Below are 23,117 nucleotides of genomic sequence, written 5' to 3'. Positions count from 1 at the left end.
TTTTTACTTCTTAGAATCTACACGTGTAAAATTTTACACGTGTAAATTATTGAAAGGAGGAGTAAAGGGCTGTATCAACAAGGAATCGCACTTCATTTCCACACTAAAGGAATAAAGGAGGAAACTAATGAAGGCTTTAAACGGAACAAGCGGGATTAAGCTGATCGTTACGATGTTTACGGCAGTGTTCATGATGCTCCTCGCCGCCTCAGCTACTGCAGCGGAGACAGGTGAGGAGGAGATAGGTCGACCGCCCCATCCTCATTCGATACTGATTAAGAATGGCGTCGCTCAGGCGGATATCCTAATCTCACCTGCAGCCGACGATATGGAAATGCACGCAGCCCAGGAGCTTCAGCAAACATTGAAGATGGTCAGCGGGGCAACGCTTCCTATCTACCGTGCGGATACGGAGCCCAATTCGGTGAGCGCTTATCTTCAGCAGGATCAACTCAACCTCCAAAGGAGCGGGGCTTATCCCGTTTCCTTCGACTTTTTGAACAATCATGGCAGGTCAACCGTGGTTGAAGTCGTCTATAGCGCAGGCAATGCATTTCCGATCAGTCTTAACGACCCCATCGAGCTGCAGAAGGATCAGGCGGGCAGTATCACAGGGACTCTATATGTTCCGCCGTCAACCGCCGACGGCACTTACCAGCTGAGCTTTGAAGCCCGAAGTGACGGCCAATCCATCGGCAGCATGGAGCTGGAGGTAACGCTAAATCGCAATACCCTGCTGAATGGTGGATTTGAGGAGTCGGTTAAGGAAGGCTGGTATTCCACAACCGCAGCTCAAGACAGTGAGGTCAGCTATACCGGCAGCAGTTCCTTGCGCCTCGCCTCCAACAATGTCCGGTCCAATCAGCCGCTTCGTCTCGAGCGGGGAAAGCAATACAAGCTGAAGGCATGGGTGAAGGGAGCCAAAAACGGGACGGCCAGAATGCAGGTCAATGAAATAGCCAACCCATACAATGTGAAGCATTCTGTCGTCAGCAGCTTTTCCGTTACAACCGATTGGACGGAAGTGGAGCTAATCTACCATGCGGATGAACACAGGCCCTACGATTATCACTGGCTTGTGTTCTCCTTCCTGCAGGGCAATGGCCCAGGCACCTTGTGGATTGACGATGTGACGCTTGCAGAGGTGGAGGAGGAAGGGCCTTCAGAGCCCCCGGGTCCCCCTTCGGTCGTGGATTACGGACCTGCTCATAACCGAATACAGCTTGTGCTGTCCACAACGGATCGCATCCCTTCCAATCAGGATACTGCTTATTTGGCGAACTCCGACGGTTTTGCCGTACGCCAAAAGGGCAGCAGAATTTATATTCTCGGGTCGGAGGCAAGAGGGATTTTGAACGGAGTGTATGATTTTTTGGAAGAGAATGCAGGCGTGCTATGGACCCGCTCGAAGGAGCTCGGCACTCTGTATGACCCCCTGCCTACGGTTACGGCAACCCGAACGAATTATGCCGAAAAATCCCCAATCCCTCTTCGCGGCTGGCTAACCCTGGGGATGGGGGAGAATGGGGACGGCGGATCGGACCAAGCCACCGATGTGATGCTGGCCCGGAACAAAAACAATATCAAAATGAGCGACAGCAGCAACCGGCTCTTATGGGACCGCTTCGCACGCACGGGCCTCACGCCCGTCATGCTGGGTCATAATCTGGCCTTTTGGCTGCCGAATGACGAGTATTTTGCGGAGCACCCGGATTATTACAACATGAAGGACGGCAAGTACATTCCGCTATCGGATTCAACCCAAATCAATTTTTATCATCCGGAGGTTCCCGGTGTCATTGCAGCCAAAGCCAAAAAGCTGATTGCTTCAAGGAATATCGACTATATCGGGATCGGGATTAACGATAACTCAAGCTTTGATCAAGGCGAACTCAGCCGACAGCCGTTTACGACGGAAGACGGCGTAGTAGTCCAGCCCGAGGACCCCGCTTACCGATCAACCGTCTTCTTCAGCTTCTTGAATAAAGTTGCCAGGGAGATCCGTGCGGATTATCCGGACGTAAAGATCGTCTCTTATGCATACACGTTCACGGATACCCCGCCGAAGGTCGATCTCGAGGACAACATTGTCCTCATATACGCCCCGTTGTACGAGGATGCCAGGGAACCGCTCAACACCTCTAATACAAGTAATCCAAACTACGCTTATAATGAGAAGCTTAGAGGATGGGCGGAAAAAACCAAAAATATTCTGGTCTACAATTATTACGGCAGCTTCCCTTCAGACGCTTACGAGCGGCCGATCGCCGCGAAGGTTCAGGCCGATCTGCAATATTACCGTGAACTCGGCATCCTGGGCGTGCTTCCGGAAGGAACGGTCGATGCGGGCAATGATGCTTGGGGGATCAACGCGCTACAGTATTGGCTGTTCAATAAGCTGTTCTGGAATCCGGATGAGGACATCGAAGCATTGAAAACACAATTTTTAAACAAAGCCTACGGAGCAGCGGCGGAACCGATGCGTCGTTACTACGATTTGATCGAGCAGGGATGGAATTATGACCGGTCCCAGCAAAGCTGGGCGACCAGCGGCGAAAGCCTGGTTCGACAGTATGTCATCGTAGCAGGCATTCGGGATCAGGCGCAGCAAGCGCTTGATGAGGCCTATGCGTTGGCTGACGGGAAGGCCAAAGCGAGAATAGAGCCGATCAAAACCACGTTTGAGAGAATGGTCGAAATCGCTGAGGATTCCGTGAATATTTCTGCTAACGCGGTAAGAACGACAGCCTCAAAGGATCAGATTTTGAACACGTTGGAGTTTGGAGCGGGACCATGGAGAGCCGTCGAATCTCCGGTTACCTATTTCAAGGATATGAGCTCCGGGAAGCTGCCTCCCGTCCTGACCAAGGTGTATCTGCTGTGGGATGAGGAATACATCTACATCGGTTACGAAAACTTTGATCCCGACCCGAGCAAGATGGTTATCAGCGATACCGCACCGAATGAGTGGTGGCTCAGCGGCAAAGACGACTCCGTTGAAACGTATTTGATGGATGGAACGCCGGGCAATTCTTCGTACTACGCGTTCATGACGAATGCATTGCCGCTCAATTTGGATTATAAAGGTCCTGAAAAAAGCCCCGATTGGACGCGGCCGTGGGAATCGAGAGCCGAAGTGAAATTCGATCGATGGAATGTCATTCAGGCCATACCATTCAGCAGTATTCAATTCGATCCGGATGAATCCCGAACGCTGACGGGGCTGTTCTTCCGAAATTATCACCGTACCGGTTCAGGCCTTGGTCTTTACGGCTGGGCCGGCGGTGCAGTATGGAATCCTGCGGATTTCAGGCCAATCCATCTGATCGATTAAAGTGATGCACGCAGCTGTCGTTTCCGGCAGAGTCTCGCCGGAAACGACTGCCTTCCTGCGCATGATTCAAGAATCCAGGATCCAGAATCACGATTCGGCTAATAAGGGAGATGGTGATGAACGATGATGTATTCCCAGCTTAATAATAAGGTGATTGTCATAACGGGTGCCCTAGGCGTTTTGGGCTCGGCAGCGACGCGTCTCTTTCTTGAGCGGGGCGCCAGAATTGCGGCATGCGATATCCGGACTTCCGATGAAGATGACGGTATGTCGGAGCTGCTTACGGAATATGGGGACCGGTGTCTGTTATACATAACGGGAGACATGACACGCGAGGCTGATGTCGATCTGCTGTTCAGACGAATCGAGGACCATTTCGGCAAATTAGACGGCTTGTATCATAACGTCTTTATTAACAAATCCGCAACGATTGCGAATCAAGCTGTGCAGGACTGGGAGGAGAGCATTCGCGGGACCCTCACCAGCACCTTTCTTGTCAATAAGCACTCGGCCCGCAGCATGCGTCAAAACGGGGGAGGCTCCATCGTAAATACATCCTCCATCCTGGGCTCCGTACCGGCAGTAGAGAATGCGGCATATGGCGCCGGAAAGGCGGCGGTCGAGCAGTTGACAAGGGTAGCCGCGGTCGAGTTAGCCCCATGGGGAATCCGCGTGAATGCGATTGCACCCGGCGATTTCAAATCGGAACAAGTATTGGCACAGGCTACGGATGCCCAGACGGAAACGATGCGGCGTCTGACATTGATAGGCCGAAGCGGCCGCCCGAATGAAATCAATGAGCTGGCAGCTTTTCTGCTGTCGGACGCTGGGTCGTACGCAACCGGCTCGATTTTTCCAGTAACCGGAGGTTTCGGACTATGCAGGTAGCTGCAATCGCAACGGTATATCGCCATAATTCGCATGCAGAAATGATGATCGGCCGCCTGTTGGGTGATTTCCCTCATTACACGCCATCCATAAAGGTTGCCTCGTTATATCTGGATCAAATCCCGGACAACGATGCGGGAGTCGATGCTGCCGGACGCCATGGCGCTGCCGTGTGCGGAACCATTCGGGAAACGATTCAGCATGCGGTTACCCACGGAGGACTGGATGGCGTCATTATCATTGGCGAGCATGGCAATTACCGTGTGGACGCTATGGGACGAAAACGCTATCCTCGAAAACGATTGCTGGAAGAGACGCTGCTGGCTTTGGATGAACTAGGGGTGCGTGTCCCTATTTTTTCCGACAAGTTCTTGTCATGGTGCGTTGAAGAATCCGTCTGGATGTATGAACAGCTGAAGCGAAGGAATATTCCTTTCTTCGGCGGCTCATCCATCCCGCACACAGCGGTGCGGCCGGAGTTTGACAGGCAGCTTCTCAAGGGTGCGCGTGAATGGCTTATCGTAAGCTTCTCGAATGAGCTCGAGGCCTATGGCTACCATGCCTTGGAGGTGCTGCAATCGCTAGCGGAGCGCCGCGATGGCGGGGAGACCGGTATCGCGAGCGTATCCTCGCTTTCTGGAGAAGCCGCTTGGAAGGCGCTGGCCAGGCGCGAATGGCCGGAGGATATGCTGCTTCAAACGCTGGAAAGGTCGGGGATAGCGGTTGAGCCGCATCCCAAGAACTCCGAGGAACAGGAACGAACAACGGTTATCGTTGTAGAATACCGGGATGGCTGCAAAGGTTATGTGGTGCAGCGGAAGGAATGGGCCGACCGATGGAGCTTTTCGTTCCGCGACGCAACCGGCGGGATCGTATCTGCTGTTTGTTTAAGCGACAACGCGCGCCCCTTCGGGCATTTCGATACGCTTACGGGACTGATCGAGCGCTTCATCTTAACCCGTGCCGAGCCAGTCTCCCCGGAGCGTATTTTGATCACCAGCTGCTTGATCAACCGTGTGATGGAGTCGCTTCATAAAGGAGTTAGGGTTATGACTCCGGAATTGCTCGTTCAATATAAATCGAAGGGGAGGTTACCGTAATGAAGGAACCAATCGAGACGAATAGGAGTGCGGATCTGCCGTTTTCCTCAGCTGTTGAAGCAGGCCAAATGATATTTGTATCCGGACAGGGCGGGCTGATATCTGAAACAGGCGCCATCGTCGGTCCGGATCTCGAAGCGCAAACGGTTCAGACGATCGAAAATATTCGGGAGATTCTGCATGCAGCAGGGCTGACACTGGATGACGTCGTAAAAACCAACGTGTATTTAAGCGACCGCAGGCTGTACGAGGAATTCAACCGCATTTACCGCCGCTTCTTTCATCCACCGTTTCCGAGCCGTACTGCGGTTTATTGCGAATTGAATTACGGTCTGCTTGTCGAGATCGATGCCATTGCCGTAAGGCGGCCACAGGAGACAGGAGGAGGGATTAGCCAATGTTTACCCGATTCGACAAGCTGACCCGTGAACAATTAAACGGGATGGCAAGCCAAGGGTATGCCGTCGTTGTTCCGTTGGGTGCTTGCGAGCAGCACGGCCCCCATTTGCCGACGGGAACGGATAATTTCATCTGTGATGAAATCAGCCGCAGAGCCGTTGCGGAAGCCGTGGATATGGGGGCAAAATTGATTCTGGCTCCTTTGCTTCCGGTAGGAAGCTCGGCCCATCATATTGCTTTTGGAGGAACCATCTCTTTCAGCTCTGCTACGTATTTAAGCATCCTGAAGGATATCGGGGCAAGTTTGGCCGACAGCGGCTTTAACCGGCTTATTTTCCTCAACGGGCATGGCGGCAATGAGCATCTGATGCATCAAGCAGCCTCGGATCTTGCGGTCACACATCTGGCCTGGACCGCTTCGGCCTCCTATTGGAATGTAGCGAGGGAGGCCCTTGCTGCCGCCTGTCCCGAGGGAAGCTTCCCCGTCCCCGGACACGCCGGAGGCTTCGAAACATCCTTGATCCTGTCCTTGGCGCCAGAGACGGTATGTGATGATCGAATCGGCTGCATGCATCCCCGCCGTCCTTGGATGGCGGCCGGCCCCTCAGGGGCATTCATCGGCAAACAGGGAGAACTGACGGGGGTAGATGGATATACCGACCCTTCAGGTCTTGCAACCGGAGAGCAAGGGGAGCGGTATCTTAACACCATCGCAGCGGCCGCGGCGAAATGGTTATTGGCGACGTGGGAGACGATGGATGGCGACATCCAAGCCGAAACAGATGGATCAGAAAATTTCGCACCAAACCGATAAGGGGAGGCTCACGATGGATGAATGCGTTGATTCCTTGGTCTCGCGGTTCCCAGAACCCCCCCAAGGATGAGCCGCTGTATGAATAGGATGTCTCGGCGGTTTTTTTCGATGAAGAAGGAAGTGGTAAGCGGTACATCGAATTGGAATTCAATCCGAACGTGCTCCTTCGGAACGATCGGTATCCGGGGAGCGCTGGAAGGAGGCCAGGATGACAAGTTTTATAAGTCGATCATTCACGCTGCAAGGAGGCTTCACCACAGGGATCGAAGGCCCGGCTTGTGACCGTGACGGGAATGTATATGCGGTGAATTACGGAAGACAAGGCACGATTGGCATCGTGACGCAGGATGGAGATGCGAGGATCTGGACCCAGCTTCCCGACGGGAGTGTCGGAAGCGGGATCCGCTTCGATGCAAACGGCGATATGCTGGTTGCCGATTACGCGCAGCATCATATCTTCAAGATCGATATGAGCACGAAGGAGCTGTCGGTGTGGGTGCACGAACCCGATATGCATCAGCCCAATGATATTGCGATCGCTCGGGACGGCACGCTCTTTGCCAGTGATCCCGACTGGAACTCGGGACGAGGGAGAGTGTGGAGAATCGACCAAAAGGGCCGTGCCGCTATTGTGGATGAGCACTGCGGTACGACCAACGGAATTGAGCTGTCGCCGGATGAGAGCCGGCTCTATGTCAGCGAAAGCGTACAGCGCACCATCTGGGTGTATGAGCTTGACGAGGACAAGAACATGGTGTCCAAGCGGATGCTCATCCAATTTTCCGACTGCCTGCTGGACGGCATGCGTTGTGACATGGAAGGAAACCTATACGCCACTCGATACGGAAGAGGCACGGTGGCCGTCATATCCCCAGAAGGCGAATTGCAGCATGAAGTCCGGCTTCTCGGAAAGAATCCGACGAATCTTACATTCGGAGGTCCGGACGGGACTTCCTGCTATGTTACTATATCGGATCAAGGTAATTTGGAGCGCTTCAAGGTTGATGTGCCTGGGCGGTGCTGGGGAATGTGGCGATAGAAAAGATCGGGAGGGATCAATATGGCCGAGGAGAGCATAAGGGTGTTGGTTGTAGACGATGAGCTGCCTTTGCGGGAAGAGCTTCGTTCCTTTGACTGGCATACGCATGGCTTCGAGCTTGCCGGAGAAGCGTCCAATGGTGCGGAAGCGTTAGCCTTCTGCCGGCGGCATCGCCCGGATGTCATTATCACCGATATTACGATGCCTGTCATGGACGGTCTTCAACTGATCCGCATCCTACGGACGGAGCTGCCGCACACACAGATCATTTTGCTTACCTGCCACTCGGAATTTGAATTTGCCAAAGAAGCGATTGCCATCGGTGCCATCGATTATTTATTAAAGGTGACCATGGAAGCAGCTGAACTCATAAGCGCGTTAAACCGGGCGAAAGCAGCCGCCTTGCGTGAGCGGTCCCACCGCCGGAACGAGAGGGAGGAGCTGCGGCTGCGCCTGTCCTGCGAGTTGCTGCACTTTACTCAAGGAGAGCCGGGGTATGGGGATAAAAAATTCGGCACATTTCTTAAAGAGGCCCTTCAATGCAGCTTACCGTTCCGTCTGATTTCACTGCATGCCGAGACCACCCCGCAGATCAGATTCATACTCAAGCGGGAGGTCGAGCAGCGCCTGGAGAGGCTGGAAGGGGAGCATTCTTTCACTTGGCTTCCAGTAAAAGAAGGTGTGTATCTTCTGTTCATCCCGCATGCAGAGCGGATGAATCCTAAGGAATTGGGCATCTGGCTGGAAAAGGTATTACGGGAGCTTAAACATGATACCATGGGTCAGCTCAGTTTTCTGTGCGGTGAAGCAGACCTCTATGCCGTTGTCGGACCTTTGATTCACCGTACCGACGACTTCACGGTCAGCTGCCGCTTTGCGTCCAGCCGTCATCCTCTGCGTTTTTACCTTCCGGAGAGCGATGTTCTGCTGGGGGAATCGGAGATCGTTCCGACCTCGGCAGAGACAGCGGCAGCGGAAATGGCAGCCCGGCTGCACATCATCAAGGATGATCCCGGCAAGCTGACGGAATGGATACGCAAGGATTTTCGAACGTGGGCGGAGGATGGAAGGTTCCACCCCGACTTGCTCAAGGGATGGGTTAACGAATGGCGCAGGGAGTGGCTCCGGGAGGAACGGAATTGGATCGACTATTCAAGAAGGACCCGGACCGTTGCAGAGCGCAGGACGCTGGATGAGCTTATCGCCGTGCTCATTCATGAGGTGGAGACGTCCCGAAACAATCAGCGCAGAATTCGTACGGAAGTCGAGGAGGCCATGCGTTACATGAATGATCATCTCGCCAGTCCCATCACGCTGGCCGTTGTGGCCGAACAGGTCGGGTTAAGTCCGCATCACTTATGCCGGATTTTTCCGGAGGAAACGGGTATATCCTTTCATGATTATTTGAAACATCAGCGAATGGAGCAGGCTGCGCATTTGCTACGGCATACATCCCTCCGCGTCTATGAGGTAGCTCATCGGGTCGGCATATCAAGCTACCGTTATTTCACTGCCATGTTTCGGGACTATGCCGGCGTATCACCAAGAGAGTTTAAGAAAAATGCCTAAGATCGATACGAGGCACGACGTGCTTTTAGGGGGCCGGCTATGATCGTGAATCGGATGCGCCGATGGAGCGTAGCGACAAAGCAATTTTTGCTGATGTTTGCCGTTACGCTCGCCATATTTGCCTTTTTAGCAGCAAGCAATTACGTTCAAGCGTCAAAGCTGTTCAAATCCCAAATGATGGACCATGCCCAAACGATGACAGTCCGCACGAATCAATTCCTTGATTCCTATCTGGACAACGGGCAAAATATTCTGCTTCTGCTGTCCACCCGTTCCAATTACCTTGAAGCTTCGCGCGAAGAGGAGTTGACCGAATTTCTTCGCTCGGTGGCCGAAACTAACAGCACGATCGTCAAGACGCTCTACATCGTCAGCTCTGACGGCAAAGTCTTCAGCAGCTCGCAAGTGAGGTATGAAGTATTAGGCAACCCGGCACTCCCAGCCATTTACCAACAAGCCAGCCAAAGCTATGCGGCGATGGTGAGTCAGCCATACGATTCTCCGCTGTCAGGGCACACCGTTGCCATTGCGAGACCCGTACAGAATAACCACGGGCGCCAAATCGGCGTGGCCGTCGTAGAGCTGGATCTGGACAAGCTTTACCGCCGGATGTCGGAGATTTCCATGGTCAACCAGACCTTTGCCATTCTGTCCGATCAGGGCAAGCTGGTCCTGTATGATCGAAGCTCGGACCTGCTACCGAGCGAGCCCCATTCGTATATGACCGTACTGCCGGAGGAATTCATAGGCAAGCTCACCGAGCTTTCATACGGCAGCGGCGAGCTAGCTGGCCCGAAGGGACAGCTGATCACGTTCAAGTCAGGGCAGAATCGTCTAGGCTGGAATCTGGTCCTGCTTTCCGAGGAAAGCTATTTTTTTCGGAATTTATCCGCTTTACTCGACACCTACGTAACGGCGGGAATATTCATGCTGCTGGTGCTCCTCGCCATCACCTTCATGCTGTCCCGGCTGCTGACAAGACCGATCCGTTTATTGGCGCTTCGCATGGATCAAGTACGCAACCTGGAGTCTGTTCCGCTTGCACCGGTTCGCCGCTATGATGAAATAGGAAGCCTGACCCGAAGCTTCAACTCCATGATGAAGCGGATTCAGAGCCTGCTGGCCAGGAACAAGGAGATGGAGGAACGCAAAAAATCCTTGGAATTAAAGGTGCTCCAGAGCCAAATCGCCCCTCATTTTCTGTACAATACGCTCACAACAATCGGCAGCCTTGCCAGGCAGCAGCGAATCACCGAGGTCAATAAGACGATCCGCGCTTTGGTCGGCGTACTGGAGTTTACGTTTGACCGGGTCTCAGAATATGTGTCCGTTCGGGAGGAGCTGAAGGGGCTGGAGCTGTATATGGAAATTCAAAAAATAAGGTATGGTGCCGGCTTCCGATTTATCTGCGAGGTGGAGGAAGAAGCGCTGGAGCTGCCCATCCTGAAGCTGACCCTTCAGCCGATCGTCGAAAACTCCGTTTTTCATGGGATATTGCCAAAAGGAGGAGCGGAAGGCGAGATTCGGGTACGGGGGGAAATCCGTAATGGCAAGCTTCGCTTTGTGGTTCGCGACAACGGAGCCGGTATGGAGCAGAGCCGTCTGCAAGGCCTCCTGTCCAGTCAAGGTCATGCGCCGTTGAAGGAACGGCTTACGGGTATCGGCGTATCGAATGTCCACGAGCGGATTCGGCTGTATTTCGGAGATGGCTTTGGTCTGCGCATTCGCAGTCGCAAGGAAATCGGAACAGTGATTGTAATCACGCTCCCGGCATCGCTTCCCGAGAGCTTCTGCCCTACCGGTAATAGACTTGACACGCCGGATGGCGAACGATAACGTGAGGTTTAAGAAGAAGAACAAGGAGTGTGTACATGGTTACAAGAGACGATGTCGCGAAGCATGCGGGGGTTTCCGTAGCCGTCGTATCCTATGTCATCAACAATAAATCGGTTGTAAAAGAGGAGACCCGCCAGAAGGTGCTGCGCTCCATCGAGGAGCTCGGCTACAATCCCAACCTGGCCGCACGAAGCCTGAAAACCAAGGAGACGCACCAATACGGCGTTTTGTTCAATAACCTCGGCAACCCTTTCGAAACCGGGATTTCACTGGGTCTGGAGGCGAAGGCCAGAGAATATGGGCGATCCCTGATCTTTCAGACGTATCTCGGGGAAGAGGAGGAGCAGCTGAAAACGATCTATATGGGGAGGACGGACGGGCTCATTCTCCTGGGACAGAGTCTGCAGGAGTCGACGATCCGCCACTTTGAAAAGCTCGGAGTCCCTCTGCTGTCCATTACCGCTCCCGCCGCTGCCCACCCGTCCGTACGCTGCATCGATATCGACTGGTATGGCGCTATGCACGACTTGCTGAAGCATCTGAAGGAAAACGGACACACGCGAATCGGGTTCATGGGCACCGAAAGCAAGGAGCATCACCATCAGGTGCGGCATTCCGAATTTTGTAAAGCCATAAGCGCTTTGGGGCTTCAGTATGATCCGGACGGGCTGCTGCAGGCCGACGGCCGGCTTGAATCCGCACAGGCCCGCATGCTTGAAAGGCTGAAATCACCAGAACCATTGGAATTCAGCGCGATTGTGTGTGCCAACGACCTGATGGCCATCGGTGTGCTGTCAGCCTGTAAGGATGCCGGCATTCGGGTGCCTGAGGATCTCTCCGTAGCCGGATGCGAGAACATCTTAATGTCCTCCCATACAAGCCCTGCATTGACTACGGTTCATTATCCGCGGCGCTTGAGCGGATTTATGGCCATTGACCAGATGATGAAGCTCAAGGAAGGTCAGGACCAGCCCGGCACATCCAGCACGATCCTGGAGCACAACCTAATCATCAGGGAATCAACAGGAGCAAGAAGCCCGGAATGAGGATCGACGGCTCCAACGTGGCGTAAATCGCTTGTTGGCGCTGTCGCTCTTATACCATAAGCGTTGTCTGCATTTAATAGGAGTCCGCCGGCTGCTATGATTCAGACAGCGTTCCCCTTTTGTTTTGTAATTCCCCTGAAATCACCCGGAACTGAATCCCCACGCCACCCGGGTTCCCCTCCAGGTCCTATTTTCACAATTTTACTGCATATTTGCGCCCGCAGATCGCTGCTATACTACAAGTGTGTTAAGGCTTTGTAAGTCGAATAAAGGCCGGTTTAGCAGCCCGGCAAAGTAAAGGAGGGGAATTCGTGAAGCAGGGAATTGCCGTTGAACAGCCCGTTCGCATGCCGGCGAAAGCAAGAACCTTCCAGCGACTGGGTCGAATATGGCAGTTCAAAACGCTGTATGTGATGCTCGTTCCGGGTGTTCTTTACTACTTCTTATTTAAATACTTACCGATGTACGGCGTCATTATCGCATTTAAAGATTTCAATATCATGGACGGAATTCTGGGGAGTCCGTTTGCGGATCCGTGGAACAAACATTTTCTCGCCTTTTTTGAATCCCCCTATTTTTCGCAGCTACTGACCAATACCATCTTGATCAGCGTGTACAAGCTCATATTCGGCATAGGCCCGCCGATTCTGATGGCGATATTGCTTAACGAGTGCCGGGTGCGATGGTTCAGGTCGCTCATTCAAACCCTGACGTACATGCCTCATTTTCTGTCATGGGTCATTATTTACGGCATTCTGATTGCGCTTCTGTCCCAGTCGTCGGGGCTTGTCAATCACTGGATCAAAGATTTAGGCGGAGAGTCGATTCCGTTCCTGACCTCCACGACCTACTTCCGTTCCATCCTTGTCGGTTCGGAAATATGGCAAAATCTCGGGTGGGGAGCGATTATTTACTTGGCTGCCATGTCCAGCATCGATCCGACGCGATACGAAGCTGCGCGCATCGATGGCGCAAGCCGGGTTCGGATGGTATGGCATATCACTTTGCCAGGGATTCGGAACGTGATCATCATGCTGTTCATCCTGAATTTGGGACATATATTGGACGCCGGCTTCGGTCAAATCTACATCCTTTACAACCTGCAGGTCTATCCGGTGGCCGATATTATCGATACTTGGGTATTCCGGACAGGACTCCACCAATTGAATTTCAGTCTGGCGGCAGCAGTCGGATTGTTTAAATCAGCCATCGGGTTCGTGCTTGTATTGACGACCAATCAGATCGCCAAACGATGGGGGGAAGGAATATGGTAAAAGGAATCGAGGACCGTATCGTCAACACGATTGTGGCCGTCATCTTAGCCCTTTGCGGAGCCATCGCCGTATTCCCTCTCTTGTATGTCGTATCCGTATCGCTCACGCCGATCGGCGAGGTCCTCCGTCAAGGCTCATTCCCGATCATTCCGAGGGAGATCACGTTCGCGGCATATCAGACGCTGCTCGCGGAATCCGGCATGGTTCGCGCGCTGGGGGTTACGGTCGTCGTTACGATCGTCGGAACGGTGTTTAATATGGCCATAACCCTGCTCATGGCGTATCCGCTAAGTCGTAAGCGCTTGCCGGGACGCAGCGTGTTTCTAATGATGATATTGTTTACGATGTTATTTTCAGGCGGGATCGTGCCGACCTATTTGATCGTCAAATCATTCGGTTTGCTGGATTCGATCTGGGCCTTGATTCTGCCGACGCTGGTGGGAAGCTTTAATGTGTTTATCGTGAAAAGCTTTTTCGAGCAGCTGCCTGAGGAAGTGTTCGAGTCCGCGAAGGTTGACGGCGCTGGGGAGTTCAGGATCCTTCTGCAAATCGCAGTTCCGTTATCGACCTCCGTCATTGCGACGATCGCGTTATTTTACGGCGTGGGTCACTGGAACGAATACTTTCAAGCCATCATGTATATCACCGATCGAACCCTGTTTCCGCTCCAGGTCATCGTCAGGGAGATTCTGATGCAATCCCAGCAGCCTATGGAGAACGTGGAAAATATGACACCGACCCAAACGCTGCAAATGGCGGCAGTCGTGCTGGCCGCGCTCCCGATCCTGATCGTGTACCCGTTCCTGCAAAAATACTTCACCAAGGGCATGCTCCTTGGTTCTATAAAAGGCTGAAGCCAAAGAACCAATATATTTTCATATATGAGGGGGAGTCAAATGAATAAGCTGCGTAGAGCTTCATTAATGGCTGCAGTCCTGCTGCTGGCAGGTGCTGTTGCGGCAGGTTGTGCCAAATCCGATACAGAAGGGGGGACATCGGCGAGCGGGGGAGAGGCCGCCGGGAAACGAATCCAGCTGGAGATCATGGAAAGCGCAAGCGGACTGCCGTCGCCTGACAAGGATTTTGTTAAGCAGGAGCTGGATAAGGCGCTGAACGCCGATATTGTGCTCAGCGCTTACGGCAGCCCGGATGATTATCAGAACCAGCTGAATGTGCGTATGGCCTCTGGGAATCTGCCGGATTTATTCGGCGTGAACAAAGCTCAAATGCAGCAGTATCAGAGCCAGCAGCTCCTGCTTGATCTGACGCCATATTTGGACAACGAGCTGAAGCAGGTCAAGGATTTCATCGGGGGGGAGGAAGCCGTAAAAAAAGCAATGGTCGACGGCAAAGTATATGCCATCCCTAAAGCTCCGGGAATACCCAGCATGACGATGTGGATCCGCAAAGATTGGCTGGATGCGTTGAAGCTGGAAGTGCCGCAGACGCTGGAGGAATTTAAGGCTGTGGCCAAAGCGTTTGCGGAACAAGACCCGGACGGAAACGGCGCTAAGGATACCGTCGGACTCACCGGCGGCTCGCTGAGCACCTTCGCTCCGCTGTACGGCGCATTCGGGACGGTTAACCCCGGCGAATTTTTCGTGAAGGACGGGAAGGTGGTGAATTCGCTGTATGATCCGGCGATGCGCGAGGCTCTTGCCTATTTCAAATCACTGGTTGATGAAGGCGCAGTCGATCCGGAGATCATGGCCAACACAGGGATGCAGCACCAGGAAAAGGCCATCAAGGGGCAGGCTGGCATCATTTTCATAGACTGGGCGAATATCGTCAAGAACGAATACGTGGAGCAAATCAAAACCGTCAATCCGAAGGCCGAGTGGATTCAACTGGCATCCCCGAAAGGACCGGGCGGTCAGTATGAGAATGCATGGGCCGTCGGCAACGCCAATTCCATGTTTGCGATCCCCAAATCGCTGGAGAACGACAAGGAGAAGCTGCAGAAGGTTTTTGAATTGCTTAATTACGTTTCCGGTGACGAGGGTTCGCGTCTCGTTCAATTCGGGATTGAAGGCAAGCACTACAACGTGGAGAACGGCAAGGTCGTTGCGACCGAGCTGATGGCCAAGGAAGCCGGTTATACATGGCTGTACCAATTTACAGGTAGACCGGAGAAAGAATATTTAAAGGTTAAATTTGCCGAGCAGACGGAATACATTGATTTTGCGAGCTCACAGCCCCGCCTGGAGACACTCAATGGATTTGTTAATTATCCTGAAGGCTTTAATGTGGCCGATGCCAACCGGTACCTGGAAGAGGAATTCACAAAATTCGTTTATGGAAAACGTCCGTTGACCGAGTATGACGACTTTCTGATAACGATCGGCACCACGATGAATTATGATCGATATGTTGAATCCGCAATTCAACAGCTGAACGCGCTGGGTTATGGCAACTAAAACAGCATTATTATGAATGAGGAGGGGAAGCCGATGTTTCCCCTTTGATTCGCCAATAAATCTACACGAGTAAAAAGGAGGAGAAGGATTATGAATCAATTGAAAATGGATATTTCCGCGATGGTGAAGCAGTTTGAGAAGGACGGGTACCTGATCATTCCGAATGCGCTGTCCCAAGGACAGGTGGAAGCGTTAAATGCTGCAGTTGACCGGATCCTTGCCGAAGAACCCGAATCCCTGGCGTACAATATCTACAACAGCGTTGAGCGGGACCCTGCAATCTTATCCCTGATTGATCATCCGGAGCTGCTGCCGCTTATGGTGAATCTTCTCGGGTATAACATCCAGCTTCATATTTCCCACCTAACCGTCCGCAAACCTAATCCAAACGATGTCAAGACGGCCACCAACAGCTTTATCCATTGGCACCAAGACGGCCCGCATCCCGAGTTTCCTCAAATCGGGGGGTTAACATCCGCCTATTATATTAAAATTTGTTACATTCTCAGCGATATGTCGGAGCCTGATCGAGGCAACACCAAGATTATTCCGGGCAGTCACCTGATTCCCCATTTTCAGCCGGGCCAAACCGATGTGAACATTCCAGTGGAGAATGAATTGCAGGTGTGCGGAAAACCGGGAGATGCATTTATTTTCGCACAAAATCTGTGGCATGCCGGATCGCCAAACCGCTCCACATTTGAACGCCGTCAGCTGTTTATCGGGTACAGTCCAATATGGATGCGCCCGATCGACTATCATAAGGCATCGCCGCAGCTTCTCCAGCATGCCGATCCGATTCGCCGCCAGCTGCTTGGAGATATCAGCGACAATTGCTTTAAATATTATGTCCCCGATGAAGCGCTTGTTCCGCTCAAGCGGTATTGGTTAGGGGCAGGAGCGGGAACAAGCAACCAGTAAGCCTGATCATCCAAACTCAGACTGTCCTGCCCGATAGCACTGTAACGTTAAAACGGTGCGGGACAGTCTTTTTTTTCATACCAAGGCGATTTCTGCGGAGAGGTCTTGTTTCAGTACGACTCCCGTAAAACGGCTGAGGTACGTCAGATAATCATTGAGGAGGGAACACCACTTGAACAGATACCGACAGTCGGAGGAGCTATTAAACCGTAGCAGGCGTGTTTTGGCAGGGGGCGTATCGAGCACGCTACGGGCCGCTATGAAGCCGATCCCCTTGTATGCGGTCGCGGGCCGCGGTGCCCGGATTCAGGATGCAGACGGACATACCTACATCGACTACTTGCTTGCGTACGGTCCGCTTATTCTTGGTCATGGCCATGAACCTACGGTTGAACGGCTATTGTCCAGTATGAGAAACGGTCTGGCGTACGGTCTCCAGCACCAAGGCGAGATCGAGCTCGCCGAGCTTCTGACCGAGGTGCTTCCATGCGCCGATCAAGTGGCCTTCAGCGGTTCCGGAACGGAGGCTGTCATGCTCGCGCTGCGATTGGCACGTGCCTATACGAACCGCAGGCGGATCATCCGCTTCCATGGGCATTATCACGGCTGGTCCGACACCATCTTCACTTCGTTTCCCAGCACGGATATGAAGGCCTCACGGAAACGGAATGTGCTGTCCCAAGTTATCAGGTATGATAACGATACTCATCCAACAGAAGCCCGTGTCATTCCCGGGACAGGCGGACAGAGTGAGGCGGCGCTTCAGGATATCATTCTGCTGCCTTGGAACGATGCGGAGGCGCTAAAGGATGCCGTTGCTTTATATGGCAGCACCGTTGCGGCGATCATTAGCGAGCCGGTGATGTGCAATTCCGGCTGCATTATGCCGAAGCCGGGTTATCTGGAGCTTATGCGCGAGCTCACAGCTGCGAACGGAATTGTTATGATCCTGGATGAAGTCATCACAGGCTTTCGTTTTGGACTTGGCGGGGCGCACGGCGTATTCCGCATCATGCCCGATCTCGTTACGATCGGGAAAGCGATGGGAGGGGGCATCGCCATTAGCGGCGTAGCCGGACGCGCGGATATTATGGAGCTCATCGCGGACGGTACGGTCAGCCATCTCGGAACGCTGAACGGTAACTGCGTGGCCACCACTGCTGCGGTCGCCACGATCAACGAGCTGTCCCGTGACGGCGGCGCCGTATTTGCAAGGATGGAGAAGTCCGCAGCGGATCTGTCGGAAGGACTGCGTCAAGCCATGAAGGATCACGACATTCAAGGTATCGTCAATCAAGCCGGGCCTGTCTTCCACCTGATGTTCACAACCGAAAGGCAGGTGGACAGCTTCGAAGCATTTCAGAAACGGGATGCCGATCTATACATTACTTTTGCCCAAGAAATGCTGGAGGAAGGCGTGCTTTTGCGCCCGAATGGACTATGGTATGTTTCGGCCGCTCATGGTGAAGCCGAGATCCGGGAAACGCTTGCGGCGGCTAACCGCGTGTTTGCACGCTGGGGGGAAGACAAGTCATGAATGGCAGTCCAAATGCACAGCGAATGCGCCTTGCCGTAGCAGGCATGTACCATGAGACCAACACCTTTGCCCCGTTCAAGACCGGACTTGACGCGTTTCGGGGCGAGTGGACGGAAGGGATCGAGGATTTCCAAGCCAGATACAAGGGCACCCTTACCACCATGGGCGGCCTCATTGATGCGGCTGAGCAGGACGGCATCGAACTGGTTCCCGGCATCTATACTTCGGCAACACCCGGTGGGCTTGTAACCGAAGACGCTATAACCACCCTGTTAAAGGAGGTTTCCGATTCCGTAAGTCGGCATGCCGACGGATTAATTCTGATCCTGCACGGCGCTATGGTTGCGGAAGAGCAGACAGACCCCGAGGGTGAGCTGCTGCGACTTCTTCGGCTCCGCCTTGGCCGTAGCTTTCCGATCGCCGTGACCATCGACATGCACGGAAATATCAGCCCGGGTATGCTCGAAGCCGCGGACATTGTGATCGGTTACGACACCTATCCGCATGTGGACATGTACGAGCGTGCGATCGAAGCGTTCAGCTTGCTGAAGCAATTCATCATGGGGACGATTCGTCCTGCACGAGCCTGCGCTTTTACCGGCATGCTGGTCGTTCCCCAGGCTATGACGACGGATCAGGGACCGATGAGAGACCTGCTGGACTGCGCGCATGCGATTGAACAGGATTCCCGGGTACTTAACGTGTCCGTTGTCGGAGGATTCCCTTATGCAGACACGCCCTGTACGGGGATGTGCTGTGTTGTAACGACCGACGGAGACGTGGAGCTTGCAAAACGTTATGCAGTCGAGTTGGGACAACGGGCCGTCGAGTGGAAGGAGCGCTTTTGGATCAAGGCCAAGCCGCCTTCGGAAGCAATCGCGGAAGCCTTGATCCAGCCGCCCGGATCAATCGTATTGGCTGAAGGCTCCGACAACGTAGGGGGAGGAGCGCCGGGCGACGCAACCCATCTTCTCCGCTGCCTGATCGAGCTCAGAGAGCCGGGGCTTATGGTGATCGCGGATAAGGCTGCAGTGGAAGCAGCTTTCCGAGCCGGCATCGGAGGGATCTTCGAATCCTTCGTCGGCGGCAGGCATGACCGGCTGCATGGGGATCCCGTTAGGGTTACGGGAAAGGTTCGGCTGTTGTTTGACGGCGACTTTCAGCATGCAGGTCCTTATATGAAGGGGCATTTTGCATCGATGGGCCGGACGGCGTTGATTCAGTGCGGAAGCCTGACGCTGATTCTGACAGAACACCGAATTCCGCCATGGGATATCGGCCATGTGCGATCGGTGGGCGTTTGGCCGGGAGATTATCGGATCATTGCCGTAAAGTCAGCCGTTGCATGGGAAGCTTCGTTCGGAGAAGCGGCGACGAGCGTCATTCATGTGGATTCTCCCGGCTGCTGCAGCGTGAATCTGAAGCATTTTGATTATCGGCATGTCCTTCGACCGGTTTACCCGCTGGATGAGGAGTTAGCACCGGTTGTGCGCTGCCTGCAATTTGTTTCTGAACCGCAAAATATTCGAACTAAAAAATGATAGGATTGAACGATGAGTTCGAATTATATGCGCGCGATAGAATGTTATACTATGGGTTAAGTCATCCTTTAAAAGAAAGGAACATGGACCGATGAAATTGCTGACGTTTGTGCGAAAAGGAGACTATAGACTTGGAGTCAAATTGGACGGAGGGGTACTGGATGTCGCCGGGGCATCGCTGCATCAACCCGATATGCCCAGCACGATCGAGCAGCTCCTCAAAGGCGGAGCGGCTGCAAGGGCAGCGCTTCAAGACTTGGTGGAGAGATCACGCGATGCGGAAACGGAGCTTCTTGATGAAGCTGAGCTTACGTTAGCTCCGTGCGTGAACCATCCGGGGAAAATCATCTGTGTGGGACTGAATTACCTTCGGCACGCAAGGGAGACCAACTCCGAAATACCCGAATATCCGATTTTGTTCAATAAATTCACCAATTCGCTGGCCGGACACGGGGAGGCAGTCCCACTCCCCCGCGAAAGCGATCAAGTCGATTATGAAGCTGAGCTAGCGATTGTCATTGGATCGACGGCCAAACACGTCGATAAGAGCAGCGCGCTTGATTATGTTTTTGGCTACTGCAATGCCAATGATCTTTCGGCAAGGGATTTGCAGATGCGAACCTCTCAATGGCTGCTCGGGAAGTCGTGCGACAAATTTCTGCCGCTCGGCCCGTATGTGGTAACCTCCGATGAGGTGGGCGACCCGAATCGACTCGCCATCCGCTGCGAAGTAAACGGCGAGGTGCGACAGCAGTCCAATACAGCGGATATGATTTTTCCGTGTGATGAAATCGTGAGTTATGTTTCGAGGTTTATGACATTGGAGCCGGGGGATCTTATTTTGACAGGAACACCTGAAGGGGTTATGCTTGGGCGTTCTGCCGATCAACGAGCCTACCTGAAGGACGGTGACATGGTTACCGTCGAGATTGAAAAGCTAGGCACACTGACCAACCGGATGGTGCTGGAGCGGTAGCGATACAGGTGCAATCCACTTTGAAGCATCCACATTAGCAGATCAGCAGGGCCGGGGCTGGTTCTATTGCAAGTTCAATCCTTTTACAGTAAACTAACAATTACATCTTAATTATATGGAAGGATGAACGATGACGATGACCATTCCTTCATTGCATAGAATCAATGAACTGAGCCGCAAGCAGAAATCCGAAGGCTTGACCCAAGAAGAATATACCGAACAGCAAAAGCTTCGCCAGGAATACTTGAAAGACATCCGGGGCCAGGTACTCTCCACGATGTCTACCCTGAAGGTTGTAGACCCGAATGGTGACGATGTTACCCCTGAGAAATTGAGAATTACCCAGCAGCAGAATCGGTCAAAGCTGAATTAAGCTTCATCACATAAAGCAATGGTCCGTAATATGGATAGTTGACCAGGTCCCATTTATGATCCCGGAAGACAGACAATGTTGGTTGTCCGTTTTCCGGGTTTTTATGTATTAGCAGAGGGGAGAAAACGATGAACAAAACCGAGCGCCAGTTCGCAATCATGCTTGAGCTGCAGCGGAGCAAGGTGCTGCGGGCGGAAGATTTGGCTGCCCATTTCGAGACAAGCGTGCGGACAATATATCGAGACATGCAAGCGCTCAGCGAAGCAGGGGTTCCGATCCTTGGGTCTCCAGGACACGGGTATTCCCTAATGGAAGGTTACTTTTTGCCGCCGATAGGTTTTTCAGCAGAAGAGGCCGTGGCATTGCTCATGGGTACGGATATGATTGAGCAACGGCTGGATGGCGACTACAAATCAGCTGCGAGGGCAGCTCGAAGCAAGATTGAAGCGATTCTTCCGGAACCCATTCGTGAGGCCTCAGCGATTGTCCGGGAAACGATGCAAATTCTTCATCCCGGCGGGCAGGGGGAGAACGAGCTCGGACAGGTTCGCGGTGCCATTTTGGAGCGGCGGAAAATAAGGATGCTCTACCTGAAAAAAATACCGGATTCGGATGGGAAACGGATGAATGAGCGGATAGTCGCTCCATATGGCCTTGTGCTCGTTCAAGGGAATTGGATCATGATCGCACGCTGCGATCTGCGACAAGAGGTTCGCCATTTCCGATTATCGCGCATGAGGGATGTTACGGTGCTTGAGGAAAGGTACAGCCTTCCCCATGGATTTAAGCTGAGTCAATATCGCCCGCCGGACGATCGTAAGCTACATGTGATGATCCGGGCAAACCCGGAAATGACCGATAAAATCGCCGAGACCGCAGGCTTCTATATCGAAGCAGCTGAGCAAAGGGAGCGCAGTCTTCTGGTCCAGTTTCGGGTCAGGCAGCCGGAGGAGCTTCTGCCCCATGTTCTCAGCTGGGGAGGGGACGTCGAGGTGCTGGAGCCTGAGTCCTTCCGTAACCGGATTCGTGAAGAAGCCGAAAAAATGCTAAAACGCTACTGACACGCTGTTGTCAGTAGCGTTTTTTTATATTGGGTATATACCAGATGGAAGAGGAGATATCATGATGAGAAATACAGCAGAAGCTTTGCAGGCGTTTGAATCAACAGTAGCGGTCTATTTGAATGAGCTGGAGCACCTGAAGCTGGAGCAATTGCATATCAAACCGAACGAAGAAGACTGGTCCATTGGGCAAATGTACATGCATTTGATTCAATCGGCTCAATATATGCATCTGCGCAATGTCGACCAATGTTTGGCCGGAAACGAAACGCCCGTCGAATCCCCTGGGGAAAAAACGGAGAGAGGCAAGGCGGTGTTCGAGCTAGGAAGTTTTCCGCCTGTCAGGATTCGAATACCGGCGTCTCCGCAGTACACGCCGCCGCAGCCGGCGAGCAAAGAGCAGTTAGTTGAAGGTCTTCACGGAGTAGTGGAACGGATGAAGCGTACGGAAGCGGATTTGCACCAAGCAAACAGCAGCAGTACGATTCCTCATCCCGGATTCGGAGCCTTAAACGCCAAAGAGTGGTTTCTGCTGGTGGAGATGCATTACAGGCACCACCTGCTGCAGCTCGATCGGTTAAAAAAGGAGCTGTCCCTCTAAGGATTCCCCTAACGGTTTGATGATCAAGCGGGATTGACAAAAAAGCGTCTCTTTGGAGACGTTTTTTGTTGTCGATCGTCGTCTATCAATCTCAAAATTTGCTTGATAGAATTAGAGATATTTGGTATGATGAACTCACATAAAGCTACTCACGATAAACGGCAAACTTGTCGAAAGGCAAGGACGCAAAGCTACAGGGCCTTCTTGATGAACCATCAATGGCAGCCAGCTACCGAACGAATACGCTTTTTTTGTTTTTTTATAGGAGATTTTGATTTGTTTCATTCTTTGAAAACTCTATCACGATAATGGCAAACTTGTCGAAAGATAAGGACGCAAAGCCACAGGGCCTTCTTGATGAACCGTCAATGGCAGCCTGGCTACCGAAGGG

The 23,117-nt window shown here is 52.9% G+C and carries 19 protein-coding genes and 2 riboswitches; all 19 genes read left to right on the top strand.

What is annotated here, in order from left to right:
- Positions 1-127: 127 nt before the first annotated feature.
- Positions 128-3,334, top strand: a complete 3,207-nt coding sequence (locus tag BBD41_RS00925) for a DUF4838 domain-containing protein (protein WP_099476410.1) — start codon at positions 128-130, stop codon at positions 3,332-3,334.
- A gap of 123 nt (positions 3,335-3,457) precedes the next feature.
- Positions 3,458-4,222 carry an SDR family NAD(P)-dependent oxidoreductase gene (locus BBD41_RS00920; protein WP_099476409.1) on the top strand — a complete coding sequence of 255 codons (765 nt, stop codon included), beginning with the start codon at positions 3,458-3,460 and terminating at the stop codon, positions 4,220-4,222.
- On the top strand, positions 4,213-5,322 hold the full coding sequence (locus tag BBD41_RS00915) for a hypothetical protein (RefSeq protein WP_206098280.1): 1,110 nt from the start codon (positions 4,213-4,215) through the stop codon (positions 5,320-5,322). Before BBD41_RS00920 ends, BBD41_RS00915 begins: the two co-directional genes overlap by 10 nt.
- Positions 5,322-5,744, top strand: a complete 423-nt coding sequence (locus BBD41_RS00910) for a RidA family protein (protein WP_099476408.1) — start codon at positions 5,322-5,324, stop codon at positions 5,742-5,744. The genes BBD41_RS00915 and BBD41_RS00910 overlap by 1 nt, the downstream gene beginning before the upstream one ends.
- Positions 5,720-6,535: a creatininase family protein gene (locus BBD41_RS00905; RefSeq protein WP_099476407.1), complete on the top strand. Its 816-nt coding sequence runs from the start codon at positions 5,720-5,722 to the stop codon at positions 6,533-6,535. Before BBD41_RS00910 ends, BBD41_RS00905 begins: the two co-directional genes overlap by 25 nt.
- 208 nt (positions 6,536-6,743) lie before the next feature.
- On the top strand, positions 6,744-7,574 hold the full coding sequence (locus BBD41_RS00900; RefSeq protein WP_099476406.1) for an SMP-30/gluconolactonase/LRE family protein: 831 nt from the start codon (positions 6,744-6,746) through the stop codon (positions 7,572-7,574).
- Positions 7,575-7,595: 21 nt separating this feature from the next.
- Positions 7,596-9,143 (top strand): response regulator, encoded by a 1,548-nt coding sequence (locus BBD41_RS00895; protein WP_077566091.1) that lies wholly within the window; start codon positions 7,596-7,598, stop codon positions 9,141-9,143.
- Positions 9,144-9,182: 39 nt separating this feature from the next.
- Complete coding sequence (locus BBD41_RS00890; protein ID WP_237086986.1) at positions 9,183-10,979, top strand: cache domain-containing sensor histidine kinase; 1,797 nt, start codon at positions 9,183-9,185, stop codon at positions 10,977-10,979.
- A 35-nt stretch (positions 10,980-11,014) separates the two neighbouring features.
- The gene (locus BBD41_RS00885) at positions 11,015-12,025 is read left to right on the top strand and encodes a LacI family DNA-binding transcriptional regulator (protein WP_077566093.1); all 1,011 of its coding nucleotides are present in this window, start codon (positions 11,015-11,017) and stop codon (positions 12,023-12,025) included.
- Positions 12,026-12,372: 347 nt separating this feature from the next.
- Entirely contained in the window at positions 12,373-13,299 is a 927-nt protein-coding gene (locus BBD41_RS00880; RefSeq protein ID WP_099480392.1) for an ABC transporter permease, read from the top strand.
- Complete coding sequence (locus BBD41_RS00875; protein WP_099476405.1) at positions 13,293-14,153, top strand: carbohydrate ABC transporter permease; 861 nt, start codon at positions 13,293-13,295, stop codon at positions 14,151-14,153. The genes BBD41_RS00880 and BBD41_RS00875 overlap by 7 nt, the downstream gene beginning before the upstream one ends.
- 42 nt (positions 14,154-14,195) lie before the next feature.
- A complete protein-coding gene (locus BBD41_RS00870) occupies positions 14,196-15,716 on the top strand; it encodes an extracellular solute-binding protein (protein ID WP_099476404.1) in 1,521 nt (506 codons plus the stop codon).
- A 90-nt stretch (positions 15,717-15,806) separates the two neighbouring features.
- Entirely contained in the window at positions 15,807-16,637 is an 831-nt protein-coding gene (locus BBD41_RS00865) for a phytanoyl-CoA dioxygenase family protein (RefSeq protein WP_099476403.1), read from the top strand.
- A 172-nt stretch (positions 16,638-16,809) separates the two neighbouring features.
- Entirely contained in the window at positions 16,810-18,174 is a 1,365-nt protein-coding gene (locus BBD41_RS00860; RefSeq protein ID WP_099476402.1) for an aspartate aminotransferase family protein, read from the top strand.
- Positions 18,171-19,715 (top strand): M81 family metallopeptidase, encoded by a 1,545-nt coding sequence (locus tag BBD41_RS00855; protein WP_237086985.1) that lies wholly within the window; start codon positions 18,171-18,173, stop codon positions 19,713-19,715. The genes BBD41_RS00860 and BBD41_RS00855 overlap by 4 nt, the downstream gene beginning before the upstream one ends.
- Before the next feature lie 91 nt (positions 19,716-19,806).
- Entirely contained in the window at positions 19,807-20,691 is an 885-nt protein-coding gene (locus BBD41_RS00850) for a fumarylacetoacetate hydrolase family protein (protein ID WP_099476401.1), read from the top strand.
- Positions 20,692-20,827: 136 nt separating this feature from the next.
- Entirely contained in the window at positions 20,828-21,064 is a 237-nt protein-coding gene (locus BBD41_RS00845; protein WP_007131928.1) for a DUF896 domain-containing protein, read from the top strand.
- Positions 21,065-21,192: 128 nt separating this feature from the next.
- The gene (locus BBD41_RS00840; RefSeq protein ID WP_099476400.1) at positions 21,193-22,125 is read left to right on the top strand and encodes a helix-turn-helix transcriptional regulator; all 933 of its coding nucleotides are present in this window, start codon (positions 21,193-21,195) and stop codon (positions 22,123-22,125) included.
- 64 nt (positions 22,126-22,189) lie between these two features.
- Positions 22,190-22,726 (top strand): DinB family protein, encoded by a 537-nt coding sequence (locus tag BBD41_RS00835; RefSeq protein WP_099476399.1) that lies wholly within the window; start codon positions 22,190-22,192, stop codon positions 22,724-22,726.
- Positions 22,727-22,876: 150 nt separating this feature from the next.
- A riboswitch (cyclic di-GMP riboswitch) is annotated at positions 22,877-22,963 on the top strand.
- 63 nt (positions 22,964-23,026) lie between these two features.
- Positions 23,027-23,114: riboswitch (cyclic di-GMP riboswitch) on the top strand.
- The last annotated feature ends 3 nt before the right edge of the window (positions 23,115-23,117 follow it).

It is taken from the genome of Paenibacillus ihbetae (assembly GCF_002741055.1).
GTDB classification, from domain to species: domain Bacteria; phylum Bacillota; class Bacilli; order Paenibacillales; family Paenibacillaceae; genus Paenibacillus_AQ; species Paenibacillus_AQ ihbetae.
This window is presented reverse-complemented; position numbering and strand designations above follow the sequence as displayed.

Bases quoted from the DNA above. Each gene is read 5' to 3' on its own strand.
- BBD41_RS00905 (WP_099476407.1), top strand. From the start codon at position 5,720: ATGTTTACCCGATTCGACAAGCTGACCCGTGAACAATTAAACGGGATG.
- BBD41_RS00920 (WP_099476409.1), top strand. From the start codon at position 3,458: ATGATGTATTCCCAGCTTAATAATAAGGTGATTGTCATAACGGGTGCC.
- BBD41_RS00875 (WP_099476405.1), top strand. From the start codon at position 13,293: ATGGTAAAAGGAATCGAGGACCGTATCGTCAACACGATTGTGGCCGTC.
- BBD41_RS00900 (WP_099476406.1), top strand. From the start codon at position 6,744: ATGACAAGTTTTATAAGTCGATCATTCACGCTGCAAGGAGGCTTCACC.
- BBD41_RS00885 (WP_077566093.1), top strand. From the start codon at position 11,015: ATGGTTACAAGAGACGATGTCGCGAAGCATGCGGGGGTTTCCGTAGCC.
- BBD41_RS00855 (WP_237086985.1), top strand. From the start codon at position 18,171: ATGAATGGCAGTCCAAATGCACAGCGAATGCGCCTTGCCGTAGCAGGC.
- BBD41_RS00890 (WP_237086986.1), top strand. From the start codon at position 9,183: ATGATCGTGAATCGGATGCGCCGATGGAGCGTAGCGACAAAGCAATTT.
- BBD41_RS00870 (WP_099476404.1), top strand. From the start codon at position 14,196: ATGAATAAGCTGCGTAGAGCTTCATTAATGGCTGCAGTCCTGCTGCTG.
- BBD41_RS00865 (WP_099476403.1), top strand. From the start codon at position 15,807: ATGAATCAATTGAAAATGGATATTTCCGCGATGGTGAAGCAGTTTGAG.
- BBD41_RS00915 (WP_206098280.1), top strand. From the start codon at position 4,213: ATGCAGGTAGCTGCAATCGCAACGGTATATCGCCATAATTCGCATGCA.
- BBD41_RS00850 (WP_099476401.1), top strand. From the start codon at position 19,807: ATGAAATTGCTGACGTTTGTGCGAAAAGGAGACTATAGACTTGGAGTC.
- BBD41_RS00845 (WP_007131928.1), top strand. From the start codon at position 20,828: ATGACCATTCCTTCATTGCATAGAATCAATGAACTGAGCCGCAAGCAG.
- BBD41_RS00880 (WP_099480392.1), top strand. From the start codon at position 12,373: ATGCCGGCGAAAGCAAGAACCTTCCAGCGACTGGGTCGAATATGGCAG.
- BBD41_RS00910 (WP_099476408.1), top strand. From the start codon at position 5,322: ATGAAGGAACCAATCGAGACGAATAGGAGTGCGGATCTGCCGTTTTCC.
- BBD41_RS00840 (WP_099476400.1), top strand. From the start codon at position 21,193: ATGAACAAAACCGAGCGCCAGTTCGCAATCATGCTTGAGCTGCAGCGG.
- BBD41_RS00895 (WP_077566091.1), top strand. From the start codon at position 7,596: ATGGCCGAGGAGAGCATAAGGGTGTTGGTTGTAGACGATGAGCTGCCT.
- BBD41_RS00925 (WP_099476410.1), top strand. From the start codon at position 128: ATGAAGGCTTTAAACGGAACAAGCGGGATTAAGCTGATCGTTACGATG.
- BBD41_RS00835 (WP_099476399.1), top strand. From the start codon at position 22,190: ATGAGAAATACAGCAGAAGCTTTGCAGGCGTTTGAATCAACAGTAGCG.